General features: G+C 60.5%; 13 protein-coding genes and 1 pseudogene. 7 read left to right on the top strand and 7 right to left on the bottom strand.

The window, feature by feature from the left end; translation table 11 throughout:
- Nucleotides 1-280: 280 nt before the first annotated feature.
- Nucleotides 281-1,237 (bottom strand): threonine dehydratase, encoded by a 957-nt coding sequence (locus tag CAF80_RS19390; RefSeq protein WP_074687884.1) that lies wholly within the window; start codon nt 1,235-1,237, stop codon nt 281-283.
- Nucleotides 1,238-1,331: 94 nt separating this feature from the next.
- Here CAF80_RS19390 and CAF80_RS19395 point away from each other — a divergent pair, with 94 nt between their 5' ends.
- The 3 genes from CAF80_RS19395 to yghU all read left to right on the top strand — a co-directional run bounded on the left by CAF80_RS19395 (nt 1,332) and on the right by yghU (nt 3,937).
- A complete protein-coding gene (locus CAF80_RS19395) occupies nt 1,332-2,174 on the top strand; it encodes an AraC family transcriptional regulator (RefSeq protein ID WP_074687883.1) in 843 nt (280 codons plus the stop codon).
- 254 nt (nt 2,175-2,428) lie between these two features.
- A complete protein-coding gene (locus CAF80_RS19400) occupies nt 2,429-2,905 on the top strand; it encodes a hemerythrin domain-containing protein (protein ID WP_039770748.1) in 477 nt (158 codons plus the stop codon).
- Between the two features lie 192 nt (nt 2,906-3,097).
- Nucleotides 3,098-3,937: a glutathione-dependent disulfide-bond oxidoreductase gene (yghU, locus tag CAF80_RS19405; protein WP_085667787.1), complete on the top strand. Its 840-nt coding sequence runs from the start codon at nt 3,098-3,100 to the stop codon at nt 3,935-3,937.
- 57 nt (nt 3,938-3,994) lie between these two features.
- On the opposite strand, the gene CAF80_RS19410 is transcribed toward yghU, so the two are convergent.
- The 3 genes and pseudogenes from CAF80_RS19410 to CAF80_RS29265 all read right to left on the bottom strand — a co-directional run.
- Nucleotides 3,995-4,486, bottom strand: coding sequence for a DUF2269 domain-containing protein (locus tag CAF80_RS19410; protein ID WP_085667788.1), 492 nt, complete (start codon nt 4,484-4,486; stop codon nt 3,995-3,997).
- A 2-nt stretch (nt 4,487-4,488) separates the two neighbouring features.
- Nucleotides 4,489-5,616, bottom strand: coding sequence for a saccharopine dehydrogenase family protein (locus CAF80_RS19415; protein WP_085667789.1), 1,128 nt, complete (start codon nt 5,614-5,616; stop codon nt 4,489-4,491).
- Nucleotides 5,617-5,757: 141 nt separating this feature from the next.
- Nucleotides 5,758-5,832, bottom strand: a pseudogene (locus CAF80_RS29265) (LysE family translocator); the annotation flags it as partial.
- Nucleotides 5,833-5,985: 153 nt separating this feature from the next.
- Between CAF80_RS29265 and glcD the strand changes: the two are divergent.
- The 3 genes from glcD to glcF are packed head-to-tail and all read left to right on the top strand — an operon-like array spanning nt 5,986 to nt 9,770.
- Nucleotides 5,986-7,485: a glycolate oxidase subunit GlcD gene (glcD, locus tag CAF80_RS19420; protein WP_039770759.1), complete on the top strand. Its 1,500-nt coding sequence runs from the start codon at nt 5,986-5,988 to the stop codon at nt 7,483-7,485.
- Entirely contained in the window at nt 7,485-8,549 is a 1,065-nt protein-coding gene (gene glcE / locus CAF80_RS19425; RefSeq protein WP_085667790.1) for a glycolate oxidase subunit GlcE, read from the top strand. Before glcD ends, glcE begins: the two co-directional genes overlap by 1 nt.
- A 3-nt stretch (nt 8,550-8,552) precedes the next feature.
- Nucleotides 8,553-9,770: a glycolate oxidase subunit GlcF gene (gene glcF / locus CAF80_RS19430; protein WP_085667791.1), complete on the top strand. Its 1,218-nt coding sequence runs from the start codon at nt 8,553-8,555 to the stop codon at nt 9,768-9,770.
- A 16-nt stretch (nt 9,771-9,786) separates the two neighbouring features.
- Here the strand turns inward: glcF and CAF80_RS19435 are convergent, their stop codons facing one another.
- Nucleotides 9,787-10,014, bottom strand: coding sequence for a hypothetical protein (locus CAF80_RS19435; protein ID WP_052266591.1), 228 nt, complete (start codon nt 10,012-10,014; stop codon nt 9,787-9,789).
- A gap of 255 nt (nt 10,015-10,269) precedes the next feature.
- On the opposite strand from CAF80_RS19435, the gene CAF80_RS19440 reads away from it, so the two are divergent.
- Nucleotides 10,270-11,040, top strand: coding sequence for a helix-turn-helix transcriptional regulator (locus CAF80_RS19440; protein ID WP_074687879.1), 771 nt, complete (start codon nt 10,270-10,272; stop codon nt 11,038-11,040).
- 65 nt (nt 11,041-11,105) lie between these two features.
- Here the strand turns inward: CAF80_RS19440 and CAF80_RS19445 are convergent, their stop codons facing one another.
- Nucleotides 11,106-13,061, bottom strand: coding sequence for a MacB family efflux pump subunit (locus tag CAF80_RS19445; protein ID WP_085667792.1), 1,956 nt, complete (start codon nt 13,059-13,061; stop codon nt 11,106-11,108).
- Nucleotides 13,062-13,063: 2 nt separating this feature from the next.
- Entirely contained in the window at nt 13,064-14,212 is a 1,149-nt protein-coding gene (macA, locus tag CAF80_RS19450; RefSeq protein ID WP_074687877.1) for a macrolide transporter subunit MacA, read from the bottom strand.
- Nucleotides 14,213-14,241 lie beyond the last annotated feature (29 nt).

A 14,241-nucleotide genomic window follows, 5' to 3' on the forward strand; every position in this document is an offset into this window, starting at 1 on the left:
CACGAATTGCTTGATTCAGTTGTTAAAGAGCGGTTGGTTAAGATCTTTCGTCTCAACCGAGGCGCGCATTCTACAGCAGCCTCATTTGCTGTCAAGTGACTATTTTCATTTGAATTCAATCACTTGCGCTAGAAGCAACTCAAGTTGCTCGCTAGCGGGAGGCGAATAATACAGGATCAAAACAGGTGGTCAACCCCCGTGTGAAAATTCTTTTCCATACTCAACAGGCCAGGTCGCGTTTGCGAAAACTACCCCCCGTACCGGCTATATAAGGTAGCAATCATCCAATCACCCCCGCATAGATCGCTCGATCAACATTTCCCCCGGATAGAATCACACCGACCGTTTTCCCCTCCCGCCTTTCATGCTCCTGCATCAAGGCCGCCAACGCGGACGCGCCCGCCCCTTCAGCAAGGTTATGGGTATCGGTGTAATACACGCGCATGGCCTCGGCGATTTCATCTTCGCTTACCGAGACGATCCGCGCTGCCCCCTTCCTATAAATGTCGAACGCCTCGGCAACAGGCCTGCGCACGGCAAGGCCGTCGGCAAAAGTGTTGGCCGACGCGGTTTCACAGATCGTTTTCGCTTCGAAAGACAGTTTGGCGGCCATTGCTTCCGTCGACACCACCCCTACTACCTCGGTACTCAGGCCCAACACATCCCGGGCAGCAATCACACCGCAGATTCCCGAACCACAGCCGATGGGTACATAGACGGTGTCCAGCTCTGGCGCTGCACTGAACAGCTCAAGCGCATACGTCGCAACGCCCTTGACCAGTTCGGCATGAAATGGCGGCACCAGGTACAAGTCATGTTCCTGCGCCAGGCGAGCAGCCTCTTCGCGAGCTTCATCGAAGTCACGCCCGTACTCGACCACCTCACCGCCGAACCCGCGCATGGCGTTGTTCTTTTCCTGCGAGTTGCCCTGTGGCACAACGATCAATGCCCTCAGCCCCACGGCACTGGCTGCCAGTGCAAGACTTTGGCCATGATTGCCACGCGTCGCAGAAACGATGCCTTTGACGCTCGGGTACTCACGGCGCAGCCAGTTCATGAAGGTAATGCCGCCGCGCACCTTGAAGGCACCGGTCGGCGTGTGGTTTTCGTGCTTGACCCAAACGGTGCATCCCAATCGCTCGGCCAGCAGAGGCCAGCGATACTGGGCGGTAGCTGGCATCACCTGGTAAACCTGGCGAGCAGCGTGTTCGAGGTCATCGCGACTGAGTGTATGCATGAGCGTCTCCTTGGCTTTGCCCCAGTCTAGGCACGCAGGCGTCGCGTCGGCTTTCAAAAAACGAACCTGACTTTTATGCCATCCCTTCACTACTATGACGATCATGAGTCATCGAAACCGTCAGCACATCACCCCCCTTGCGGAACCGGTCCGTCGCATCGAGGCAGGTTCGTGGACGATCGAATTGCTGCCCGGCGCAGCCTACTCGGCTCGCTACGTGGCGACCCAGTCAGCGATTGGCTTTGCCTTCGACAGCCAACGCGGCCTGCATGCCATCGGTACTGACCGGGTACGTCCCTTCGACGCGATGCCCAATGGCCTGGCGTTCGTCCCGGTCGGCTGTGATGTGTTGTCCGAGTCCCCCATGGGCGGTGAATACCTGCGGGTCATCCGCACCAAAGGGGATGCGTTGGCCGGAGATCGGCCATTCAACAACCGCACCGACCCGCAGGCCATTCTCCTCGCCCAGCGAATGCGCAGCGCGCTGTTGCAGCCCAAATGGGACGATGACTGGGAAACCTGGGCGCTTGCGCTGGCTGAGCGCGCCGCCGTTCAGGACGTGCCAGTGCACCGCGGCTCGATCACCGACAGCCGAATGCGACGGCTGGATGAGTTCATTGACGCAGGTCTCAGTGGCCCGCTCGATGTACTGTCGATGGCACACCTGCTCGAATTGTCCGAAGGCTATTTCACTCGCGCCTTCAAACAAGCCACGGGCAAAAGCCCCCATAGCTATTTGATCGACCGGCGCCTGGCCAGGGCTCGGGCGATGATATGCGACGGGAAAACGGCCTTGTCGCAGGTCGCCCTGGCCTGTGGATTCAATTCCCAGGCGCACCTGACAAGTGCCTTCAAACAACGACTTGGCGTGAGTCCGGCACAATTGCGCAAAAGTACTTGCCACAGCGCCAGCACCGGCAAACAACATCCGTCGTGATGGCTTTCGTGCCTTCTGTCTTCTGATCCGGAAAGCCGCGCCTGCAACCCTTCGGGTCGTGTTCTGCAATGCCGATTGCACGTCGTTCATGCAGGCTGCACGAACCCCCTCAACCCTGCTACCGCACAACCCCTGATCCAGACGCCTTTGGCCGGGACGCACGACTGGCATGGCAAATGCGTTGTTCTTCGGGAATCCACGGCGCCGAGAGACATCGGACTGTGTTCTAACCCTGAATAGCAGAGGCAACCAACATGAACGCGATCGACCTTCTGAAAGCCGACCACGAGAAAGTCAAAGGGATCCTGAGTCAACTCAGCGAATCGACGGACCGGGCCCTGAAAAAACGTGTCGAGCTACTGGGCAAACTGGAAATGGAGATCTCGATCCACACCCGACTCGAAGAGGAAATCCTTTATCCGGCCTTCAAGGAAGCCGGCACCAAGGAACAGGACATCATGTACTTCGAAGCCAAGGAAGAGCACCGCACCGTGGATTCGCTGGTGCTGCCAGACCTCAAACTGACTGATCCGGGGACGCCCGAGTTCGCTGGCCGGGTCAAAGTGGTCAAGGAGCTTCTGGAGCATCACATCGAAGAGGAAGAAACCGAGATGTTTCCGCAGGCAAAAAAACTCCTCGGCAAAGCGAAGCTCGATGAACTGGGCGAACAAATGGAAGCGATGAAAGCCAGCTACAAAAAGGAAATGATGGCCGGCAACGTGGCGGCGTGATGCTCCCGAAACCCAGAAAGCCCGGCATCTGCCGGGCTTTTCTTTGGGTTGATATCACGCTCGAGTCCCGCGAATTTTCATCCGCCCGCCGGTGGCATTCAAACGCCGTTGTGTGGTGTGCTGTTCGTCATGAGCCCGCTGTTCCCATTCGGGCTCACAACATTCCGGCCATTAACCGATGAGGTCCGTTTCATGAGCAATACGTCTTACGTGCCACCCAAGGTCTGGAAACACAGCGCGCCTTCCGGCGGCCAATTCGCCAATATCAATCGCCCGATTGCCGGGCCGACGCATGAAAAAACGCTGCCGATCGGCAAGCACCCGCTGCAGCTCTACTCGCTGGCCACGCCCAATGGTGTGAAGGTGACCATTCTGCTCGAGGAATTACTGGCGCTTGGCTACACCGACGCTGAATACGATGCCTGGCTGATCCGCATCAACGAAGGAGACCAGTTCTCCAGCGGTTTTGTCGAGATCAACCCCAACTCGAAAATTCCGGCTCTATTGGACCGCAGCGTGGAGCCGGCCATTCGCGTGTTCGAATCTGGCTCGATCCTGTTGTATCTGGCGGAGAAATTCGGCGCCTTCCTGCCCTCCGATCCGGCGGGTCGCACCGAAACCCTGAACTGGCTGTTCTGGCAAATGGGTGCTGCGCCGTATCTGGGCGGTGGCTTCGGGCATTTCTATGCGTATGCGCCGGAAAAACTCGAATACCCGATCAATCGATTCACCATGGAAGCCAAGCGTCAGCTGGATGTACTCGATCGCCGCCTGAGCGAAAGCCCTTACCTTGCCGGCAACGACTACACCATCGCCGACATAGCGGTCTGGCCGTGGTACGGACAACTGGTGCGCAACAATGTGTACTCCGCCGCCGAGTTTCTGAGCGCCCATGAATACACCCACGTGCAGCGCTGGGCGCAAGAGATTGCCGAACGACCTGCGGTTATTCGCGGCCAGCGCGTCAACCGGACGTGGGGCGATGAAGCGAGCCAGGTTCCAGAACGGCATCAAGCAAGCGATCTCGATTGAACTTCACCTGATACGACGCAACGTCCGGTGCGAAGTCTGTATCGGGCGTTGCGTTCGCTACACCAACAAGTCAGCCCACTGTCCCGGCGTCATCTTCGTCACCATCAGCAGCACGATCACGAACATCCCCAGAAAACCGGCAACCCCCATCCAGAACCATTTTCGGTACACGCAACGGTACTCATCGGCAAGCCCGCCCCCCGTTTCGACTGCGCTCGACGCCATCATGTACAAACGCTTCTGAAGCACCAATACCGGTAACCAGAGCGACCCGACGCACAGGAAAATGACCAAGGAGGTCAGTACCCATTCCGTGGTCAGAGGCAGTCCGGCAAGCCTGGTCAACCCGTAACCCGTCACGATCTGGATAAAGCCCGCCGGCGTGGTGATCCAGGCGTCGAACCGTACGACCATTCTCGACACGTGCGCTATCACCAAAGGGTTGGCTGTACGGCTAGCGGCGATCAGGTAGAGGTACGAGCCCATGCCGAATCCGAACAGGAAAACCGCGGCGACGATGTGAATGTATTTGAGGCACAGATAGAGCACGGTCAGTTCTGCCCATCAGAGAAATGCATCGACAGGCTCAGATTCTGCGGATCGTTGATGGCTGCCATGTATTCGTCGACAGTGATCACGCCCACGCAAGGACGCGCGCCAGCCTCGGGCCGATATCCCCGGGCGATTTTCGCAGCCAGGGCAACGGCTGCGCAGCTCGGGATCTCCGGCCCCTTGTCATTGCGGGCGGTGAGCTGGACCGTCATGGCCAGCGGATTGCCGTCGATGCCGAGCCCCTTCACGTCGATGTACATCGCGCTTTTGCCATCACCGAATCGCTCGAACCAGGTGCCCCAACGATGAAGCCGCGCCGCCCAGGGAACATGATCACGAAACGCACCAAACCTGCGGGCCAGGGCGAACAGGCCGTTGGCCACTCCACCCAGCTTAAGGCCCGCACCCGCCTTGAAACTCAAGGTTCGGGCACCATAGCGGCTGGCAAAAATGTCCATGTCCGGCACGTCGACATTCGCCAGCACCCGAACGCCCAGGTGAGGCATCTTGCGCAACGTCAGGTCGAGCCAGCCTGCCACCTCATGAACCTGGCCATTCCTGAGCTGCCTGATCGGCTTGCCGGCGTAGGCCAGAACACCTTCAACCGTCGAAAGGCCCGGCATTTTCGCCGATGAGGAAATGCCATGTTCGATCGAATCGATACGAGAGAAGCGATACTGATGCTCATCGATAAGTGCCGATGAAAGTGTCGGCACCGAACTGCAACCGCTGAGAATTGCCACGCCAGTCTGTTTCGCGCGGGCATCGAGGGCTCCGATGCCGTTGACGAACGTTCGGCAGTCGGACAAGTCGCAATAATGCACACCCGCGTCTATGCAGCGCTCGGCGACCGCATAGGATTGCCCTTGAAACGGGCCCCCGGTGTGGATGACCAGTTGAATGTTCATCGATTTCAGAACCGCTTCAAGCCCGTCCCCCATCGCATTGCCGCACCAACTCTCGCAGACGACGCCCGACAGGGTTTTCAGCTCGTCGACTTTGCGCATCAGTTTCTGAGGGTCGCGACCGGAGATCACTAGCGTGATGTCCGGCATCGCAATCAAATGCCGACTGACAATGCTGCCGAAATTCCCGTAACCGCCGACCACTAAAACCCTGAGTGCCACGCAATGCTTCCTTGAAATGATTGATTGATTTCAGTCGTACCTCTGTGAGCTACGCACCTGCTGACGCATCGTCAGAATCGCAGCCCCGAAGCCGATGAACCGGTCTCACCACCCGGATGGCCCAACGGGACAGCGCAGGCTAAGCGGCTCGGGTCCAGGGCTGGCAATGGCAATCGCGGCAACCTGGGTAAAGGCCAGAATCGAGTGAGAGTGCATTCCATGCTCATTGGGGTGAAGTGGCGGCATATTACAGGAGCACGCGGGACAACGAACTACCGGACGCTACGCTTTACTTCTCGGTGTCAGCGGCCCAATGATGGAAACCGGCACCGACCTCGAATAACGACAACGGAGGGTCGCCCACCGATCATGAACATTCTCTACGACGAACAGGTCGACGGCGCCTTGCCCGACGTCGACAAAGTCGCGCTTCTGCAAGCCCTGCAGCACCAATGGCCAGACCTGGACGTGCTGCATCAGCGCGAGGAACTGAAACCGTACGAGTGCGATGGCCTCTCGGCCTACCGCACCACGCCGCTGCTGGTGGTACTGCCACGGCATATCGATGAAGTTCAGGGCGTGTTGCAGATCTGCCATGAACGACGGGTGCCGGTGGTGGCCAGGGGCGCGGGGACCGGTTTGTCTGGCGGTGCTTTGCCGCTGGAAAAAGGCGTGCTGCTGGTGATGGCGCGCTTCAACAACATCCTGCAGATCGACCCAAAGGCCCGCACTGCACGGGTGCAACCCGGTGTGCGCAACCTGGCGATTTCCCAGGCCGCCGCGCCGTTCGGGCTGTATTACGCACCTGACCCTTCCTCGCAAATCGCCTGCTCGATCGGCGGCAACGTGGCGGAAAACGCCGGTGGTGTGCATTGCCTCAAGTACGGCTTGACCGTGCACAACCTGCTCAAGGTCGAGATCCTCACCGTCGATGGCGAACGCCTGACGCTGGGTTCGGACGCACTGGATTCCCCCGGTTTCGACCTGTTGGCGCTGTTCACCGGTTCCGAAGGCCTGCTCGGGGTCATCACCGAAGTCACGGTCAAACTCTTGCCCAAACCGCAGACGGCCAAAGTGCTGCTGGCGGCGTTCGACTCCGTGGAAAGGGCCGGCCGCGCCGTGGCGGATATCATCGCGGCCGGCATCATTCCCGGTGGCCTGGAAATGATGGACAACCTGGCGATCCGCGCTGCCGAAGACTTCATCCACGCCGGTTATCCGGTGGATGCCGAGGCCATTCTGCTTTGTGAACTCGATGGCGTTGAAGCCGATGTCCACGATGATTGCGCGCGGGTCCGGCAAGTGCTCGAACACGCCGGCGCCACCGAACTGCGCCAGGCCCGAGACGAGGCCGAGCGCGTGCGATTCTGGGCCGGGCGCAAGAATGCCTTCCCTGCCGTGGGCCGGTTGTCGCCGGACTATTACTGCATGGACGGCACCATCCCGCGCCGCGAGTTGCCTGGCGTACTGCATGCGATTGCACAGCTTTCAGCCGAATACGGCCTGCGAGTCGCCAACGTATTCCATGCCGGCGACGGCAACATGCATCCACTGATTCTGTTCGACGCCAACCTGCCCGGCGAGCTGGAGCGTGCCGAAGCGCTGGGTGGCAAGATCCTCGAACTGTGCGTCAAGGTCGGCGGCAGCATCACCGGAGAACACGGCGTGGGCCGGGAAAAAATCAACCAGATGTGCGCGCAGTTCAACAGCGATGAGCTGACCCTGTTCCACGCCGTCAAAGCCGCGTTCGATCCCGGCGGCCTGCTCAACCCCGGCAAAAACATTCCGACCCTGCACCGCTGCGCCGAATTCGGCGCCCTGCACGTACACCACGGGCAACTGCCCTTCCCCGAACTGGAGCGGTTCTGATGGGCGACGCGATGGATTTCGATGACAGCGCCGCGCTGCTCGAACAGGTCAACCGGGCACTGGAAAACGCTACCCCGCTGCGCATCCAGGGCGCCAACAGCAAGGCGTTTCTCGGGCGCATCGTCGGTGGCGAGATTCTCGACACTCGCGCCCATCGCGGCATCGTCAGCTACGACCCGACCGAACTGGTGATCACCGCACGCTGCGGCACTCCACTAGTGGAACTGCTGGCCGTGCTGGACGCTTCGGAACAGATGCTGGCGTGCGAACCACCCGCCTTCGCCGACGATGCCACGGTCGGCGGCATGGTCGCCACGGGCCTGTCCGGGCCGCGTAGGCCCTGGTCGGGATCGGTGCGCGATTTCGTGCTGGGCACGCGAATCATCACCGGTCATGGCAAACACCTGCGCTTCGGCGGCGAAGTCATGAAGAACGTCGCCGGTTATGACGTGTCGCGCCTGATGACCGGCAGTTATGGCTCACTGGGCGTGATCACCGAAGTCTCGCTCAAGGTGCTGCCCAAACCGCGAGCGTGCCTGAGCCTCAGTCTGGAAATGCCCAGCGAACAGGCGTTGCTGCGTCTGGCCGAATGGGGCCAGCAGCCGTTGCCGATCAGCGCCGCGTGTCACGATGGCCGGCAATTGCACTTGCGCCTGGAGGGTGGCGAAGGTTCGGTGGCGGCCGCCCATGATCGCCTTGGCGGCGAGCCGCTCAACAGTTCGTTCTGGGCCGATCTCAACGAACAACGCCTGGGCTTCTTCGACGAAGACCAACCGCTCTGGCGCCTGTCCGTGCCGCTGAACACGCCGCCGCTGAACCTGCCCGGCCAGCAGTGGCTCGACTGGGGCGGCGCGCAACGCTGGCTCAAATCGACGGCCGAAGCTGCGGTCATTCGCAAAGTGGTCGACGAAGTCGGCGGGCATGCGACCTGTTATAGCCACGGTCTGATCGACGAGCCGTTCCATCCTCTGGCGCCCGCCCTGCTGCACTATCACCGCCAACTCAAACGACAACTCGACCCCCGGGGCATTTTCAATCCCGGGCGTCTGTACGCGGAGCTTTGAGCCATGCAGACCACCCTCAGCCCGCAAGCCCGGCAACTGCCCCGCGCCGAAGAGGCCGAAAGCATCCTGCGCACGTGCGTTCATTGCGGATTCTGCAATGCGACCTGTCCGACTTATCAATTGCTCGGCGATGAACTGGACGGCCCGCGCGGACGCATTTACTTGATCAAGCAAGTGCTTGAGGGCAACGAAGTCACGGCGAAAACCCAGCAACATCTGGATCGCTGCCTGTCATGCCGCAACTGTGAAACCACCTGCCCTTCCGGCGTGGACTATCACAACCTGCTCGACATCGGCCGGGCGGTGGTGGACGCCGCCGTCCCGCGTCCGCTCGGGCAGCGCCTGTTACGTGAAGGGCTGCGAAATATCGTGCCCAATCCACGGTTGTTCAAAGGGTTGATCAACGGCGGTCAGATGTTGCGCAGATGGTTGCCCGACGCCTTGCAAGACAAGCTGCCACACAACGCGGTAATGCCTGCATCAGTTCCCGGCATCCGCCATGCCCGGCAAGTGCTGATGCTGGAGGGTTGCGTGCAACCGGGCCTGTCACCCAACACCAATGCCGCAGCGGCGCGGGTGCTGGATCGTCTGGGCATCAGCGTGATTCCTGCCCGCGAGGCTGGCTGTTGCGGCGCGGTGGATTATCACCTTGACGCCCAGGCCACCGGCCTTGAGCGCGCCCGCCACAACATTGATGCGTGGTGGCCGGCCATCGAACAGGGTGCCGAGGCGATCGTGCAGACCGCCAGCGGTTGTGGTGCGTTCATCAAGGATTACGGGAATTTGCTTCGCGCCGATCCAACTTATGCCGAAAAGGCCAAAGCCGTCAGCGCGCTGGCAAAAGATCTGGTTGAGGTGCTGCGCGAAGAGCCGCTCGAATCCTTAGGCATTCACGCCAATCAACGTGTGGCTTTCCATTGCCCCTGCACTTTGCAGCACGCGCAGAAACTTGGCGGTGTGGTGGAGTCGGTGCTGGTCCGAATGGGCTTCGACCTGACTGCCGTCCCCGACGCTCATCTGTGCTGCGGCTCGGCAGGTACTTACTCGATCACCCAACCGGCGCTGGCCAGGTCACTGCGCGACAACAAACTCGCTGCGCTGGAGAGTGGTCATCCCGAGATCATCGCCACCGCCAACATCGGCTGTCAGGCACACCTCGATGGCGCCGGCCGCACGCCCGTCAGGCACTGGATCGAACTGGTGGACGCGCATTGCCGCTGAATGTCCGGAGTGCCTGCTACCCTTCAAGCGGTGGCGCAGACAAGTCTTCGTGACGGATAAAGATGTGGCCTGCATCGCGCACCAACTGTCGCCACTCGGAAGCGTTGATAAGTCCCTGCTCCAGCATCTCGTCGGCCCCCTTGAGCAACTCATCATATTGATCCTGTGGGTCGAGCTGCTCCCGGGACTGTGTTGCCAGATTGCGCCAGGCCGACAGGGACTCTTTTTTGCGTTGATCAAACATATCGAATGCCTCGCGAAGATGACATCGGGTAGAGCCGGTTCGGTTCTGCGTCGTTCGATACATGCGACGAGTGGAAGGCAATGCGGTTGCGGCACTCAATGTTCGTTATGAGCTAATAACCCCTTCATTAAACGGTCGCTCAAACGTTGTACTAGGATAGGATCCAAATTTCCCGATTTGAGGTCGCCGGCCAAGGATATCCGCCGGAGACTCGGGAAAGCGCAATTCCCCCATTGCTACTCATGGATGAAACACATGAACTCACACCTGTTCCCTCACATCGGCAAAGTCATCGCCAGCACCGGCAGCCGGCATTTTCCGCGGATGCTGCACGACCTGATCCTCACCCAACTGGCCGTGGATGCCACACACATCCGGCAGATGCGCGTGGAGCCGGTCGCACGTACGCAACCGCGCACCGAGCCGGAATGCCCCAAAGAGGCAACCCTGACGGCCGAGACGGTGTATTCCGAACTGAGCACCGATCCCGGCAACAGTGACGTGCCCGCCCCCGAACCCTCCACGGTCACCGATGCTTCGCAGTTGCACCTGACCCGGCGCAAGGACGGTTACCGTTATGTGATTTCCGTGTACCGCTGCGGACCGTCGAAGCGCTTCTCCGCGCGCGAGCGCAGTCTGTTGCAGGACATCTCCCCGGTGTTGCTGCCGATGGTGGAAAAGCACATCCACGCGCTGCAACCGGCGAGTGCGGATCCCGAGGCGCAAGCCGCAGCGACCGAAGCCTCGCTTCAAGGCCTTGAAACCCTGCGCCTGCGTTTTTGCGAGCGCGTGCAGCAACTGGGCCTGAGCCTGTCCAACCGTGAACTGGAAGTGTGCGTCGGTCTGCTGGCCGGGCGCACCGCGCCTGAACTGGCCGAGCAATTGCAACTGAAGGTCAATACCGTCGAGAGCTACCTCAAACGTGCTGCCATCAAACTGGGAATCAGCGGCCGCCATTCGCTGATGCGCTGGATGTATTCGCCTGAGGACTGCCCGGCCGCCTGCGACCCGTCCAACGCGGCCTGATCGATCACACGCCGGAAAAAAACCGCCGTCCTGCCAGGGACGGCGGTTTTTTTCATGTCCGGCCCTCAGTCCCGCGCCAACGCCTCGATCGGGTCGAGCCGCGATGCATTGCGCGCCGGCACAAAGCCGAACACGATGCCGATCAGCGTCGAGCAGATCACCGCCGTCAACACCGAGCTCAACGAGAACACCATTTCCCATTCCTTGATGAACAGCGAAAACAGGTGGCCGATGGCGTAACTCAACGAGATTCCAATCGCCCCGCCCAGCAGACAGACCATCACCGCCTCCACCAGAAACTGCTGACGAATGTCCGACTGCCGCGCCCCGACCGCCATTCGGATACCGATCTCGCGGGTCCGTTCGGTGACCGACACCAGCATGATGTTCATCACCCCGATGCCGCCGACCACCAGCGAAATCACTGCAATCAGCGATAGCAATAGCGCCAGTGAGCGGCTGGTTTTCTGCACCGTCTGCATGACACTGTCGAGGTTGTTGGTGAAGAAATCCTTGGTGCCGTGGCGCTGCAGCATCAGCTTGTTGACGTTGTCCTCCACGACCTTGCTCGGTTGGCCGTCCTTGATCCGCACGCTGATGCTGTCCAGGTAGCGCTGGCCCAACAGTCGACCGGCTGCGGTTTCGTAAGGCACCCAGACATTGAGCGACTTGCTCGACGAGAAGATGTTCTTCTTTTCTGCCGCCACACCGATCACGGTGCACGGCAGGTTGCCGATCAGGATCACCTGTCCCAGCGGATCAACCCCCTCGCCGAACAACCGTTGGCGGGTGTTGTGATCGATCACCACCACCTGCGCCTGGCGTCGGGCATCGTTTTCGCTGAACGCAATGCCCGACTCCATCTTGATTCCGCGCACCTGGAAGTACAGATCGCTGACGCCGTTGACCTGGGCATCGAGGTCGATGTTGCGATAGCGCAGCAACAGATTGCGCCCGACCACCGGCGTGGCGCTGTCGACGTAGTACAGCTGGTTGAGCGCCGTTACATCCGCCGGCACCAGGGTTTCGATGGCCGCCGAACGGCTGTCGCCGAAACTGGTGCCGGAATAGATATCGATGGTGTTGCTGCCGATGGCCTGAATGTCCTTGAGCACATAGCGCTTGGCTCCTTCGCCGATGGCCGAAATCGACACCACCGAGGTGATGCCGATGACGATCCCGAGCATGGTCAGCAGTGTGCGCATCCGATGGGAAATCAGCGCGACCCAGGCCATGTTGAAGGCCTCCTTGAACAACCCGAGGCTGGCCACCAGACGCCGCGCCCCCGTGGATTTGGGGACCGCGTCCTCATTGCTCAATGCCGTGCTGTCGCGCTCGTTGCGACGGTCGCTAAGGATTTCGCCGTCACTGACCTCAATGATGCGCTCGGCATTGGCCGCGACCTTGGGGTCATGGGTCACCAGAATCACCGTGTGCCCGGCCGCGTGCAACTCCAGCAGGATGCGCATCACCTCCTTGCCACTGGTGGTGTCGAGGGCGCCGGTCGGCTCGTCCGCGAGGATCACTTCGCCGCCGTTCATCAGTGCCCGGGCGATACTGACCCGCTGCTGCTGACCGCCCGAGAGTTGACTCGGACGATGGGTCAGGTGCCCTTCCAGCCCAAGGCGCGCCAACAATTCACGGGCTCGCGCATGACGCTGTGGTTCCGGCGTGCCGGCGTAGATTGCCGGCATCTCGACGTTGTGCATCGCGCTCAAGTGCGGCAGCAAGTGGTAGCGCTGGAAGATGAAGCCGAAATAGTCGCGACGCAGTTCGGCCAGCGCCTGACTGTCCAGATCGCGGGTTTCCCGGCCGTTGATCCTGTAGCTGCCGGCCGTGGCGTAATCGAGGCAGCCGAGGATGTTCATCAGGGTCGATTTGCCGGAGCCCGAGGCGCCGATGATCGCCACCATTTCCCCGGCATTGATCGTCAGGTTGATGTTCTTCAGCGCGAGGAATTCGCGATCGCCAGCCGTGAAGCTGCGGCTGATGCCGGTCAGTTGCAGCAGAGGTTCGCTCATGCTCATGCCCCTGCCACTTTCGTCACCGGATCACCGATCACCACCCGGTCGCCTTCGGCCAGGCCTTCGTTGACCTGCACCTTGACGTTGTTGTTGATCCCGGTCTGCACATTGCGCGACTGCGCCTGGCCCTTGGCGTCCAGCACCCGCACCGGGAAGCTGCCATCGCTGTTGCGTGGGCCCAGCGCGGCGACCGGAATCGTCAGCACCGATTTGGCGGTGTCGAGCACCACCCGCACCTGAGCGGTCATGGAAATACGCAAACGGTGATCGGGATTCGGCACCTCGAACAGCGCGTTATAGAACACCGCAGTGTTCTGCTTCGGCGTGCCGGCGGGCGGGGTTTCGAGGAAGTTCTGCGGCGCAGGCTCAGTGCCGCGCAGTTTGCCGTAATAACGTTTGTCCTCACCAAGAATGGTGAAGTACACCTCCTGCCCCGGTGCAATGTGGATGACATCGGCCTCCGACACCTGAGCCTTTACGGTCATGGTGTCCAGGTCCGCCAGTTTGAGCAGGATCGGTGCCAGCTGATTGGCGATCACGGTCTGGCCTTCCTGGGTCACGATGCCCACCACATCGCCGTCGATGGGCGCGACGATCCGCGTGTAGGCCAGATTGACCTTGGCCGTGTCGATCTGGATATGCGCACTCTTGATCTGCGCGTCCAGCGACAACAGATTGGCCTGCTGCACTTCGTAGTTCGATTGCGCGGTTTCGAAATCCTGCCGCGAGATCGAGGCGTCTTCCTGCAGATTCTGATAGCGCTCGTAGATGGCCTTGGTCTGGCGCAGCTGAGCCTGCGTCGCCCGGCGCTGGGCTTGCAGATTCTCCTCATCGACCTGTGCCTGACGCAGGGTGTTCTGCAGCACCAACGGATCGATTTCCGCCAGCCACTGGCCCTTCTTGACCTTGTCGCCGACCTTGACCTTCAGCGACTTCAACTGCCCCGAAACCTGGGCGCCGACGTCCACCTGCTTGATGCCCTCCAGCAAACCGGTGGCCAGCACTGCGTTTTCAATGTCAGCGCGTTCGACCGTGGCGGTCAGGTATTGCGGTGCTTCGGCCGGCGCCTGCACCGTGTAGAACACCAACCCGGCCACCAGCGTCAACGCGATTCCCAGACCGACTTTGCGCACCTTCGACTGTTCCATAAATGACCACAATTCCGTTCAGGGTTGAG

It is taken from the genome of Pseudomonas sp. B34(2017) (assembly GCF_002112915.1).
GTDB classification, from domain to species: domain Bacteria; phylum Pseudomonadota; class Gammaproteobacteria; order Pseudomonadales; family Pseudomonadaceae; genus Aquipseudomonas; species Aquipseudomonas pharyngis.

What these genes read in the sequence shown, in the direction of transcription:
- CAF80_RS19400 (WP_039770748.1), top strand. Translation starts at nt 2,429, where the DNA reads ATGAACGCGATCGACCTTCTGAAAGCCGACCACGAGAAAGTCAAAGGG.
- glcE (WP_085667790.1), top strand. Translation starts at nt 7,485, where the DNA reads ATGGGCGACGCGATGGATTTCGATGACAGCGCCGCGCTGCTCGAACAG.
- glcF (WP_085667791.1), top strand. Translation starts at nt 8,553, where the DNA reads ATGCAGACCACCCTCAGCCCGCAAGCCCGGCAACTGCCCCGCGCCGAA.
- CAF80_RS19390 (WP_074687884.1), bottom strand. Translation starts at nt 1,237, where the DNA reads ATGCATACACTCAGTCGCGATGACCTCGAACACGCTGCTCGCCAGGTT.
- CAF80_RS19435 (WP_052266591.1), bottom strand. Translation starts at nt 10,014, where the DNA reads ATGTTTGATCAACGCAAAAAAGAGTCCCTGTCGGCCTGGCGCAATCTG.
- CAF80_RS19445 (WP_085667792.1), bottom strand. Translation starts at nt 13,061, where the DNA reads ATGAGCGAACCTCTGCTGCAACTGACCGGCATCAGCCGCAGCTTCACG.
- CAF80_RS19395 (WP_074687883.1), top strand. Translation starts at nt 1,332, where the DNA reads ATGACGATCATGAGTCATCGAAACCGTCAGCACATCACCCCCCTTGCG.
- glcD (WP_039770759.1), top strand. Translation starts at nt 5,986, where the DNA reads ATGAACATTCTCTACGACGAACAGGTCGACGGCGCCTTGCCCGACGTC.
- macA (WP_074687877.1), bottom strand. Translation starts at nt 14,212, where the DNA reads ATGGAACAGTCGAAGGTGCGCAAAGTCGGTCTGGGAATCGCGTTGACG.
- CAF80_RS19440 (WP_074687879.1), top strand. Translation starts at nt 10,270, where the DNA reads ATGAACTCACACCTGTTCCCTCACATCGGCAAAGTCATCGCCAGCACC.
- yghU (WP_085667787.1), top strand. Translation starts at nt 3,098, where the DNA reads ATGAGCAATACGTCTTACGTGCCACCCAAGGTCTGGAAACACAGCGCG.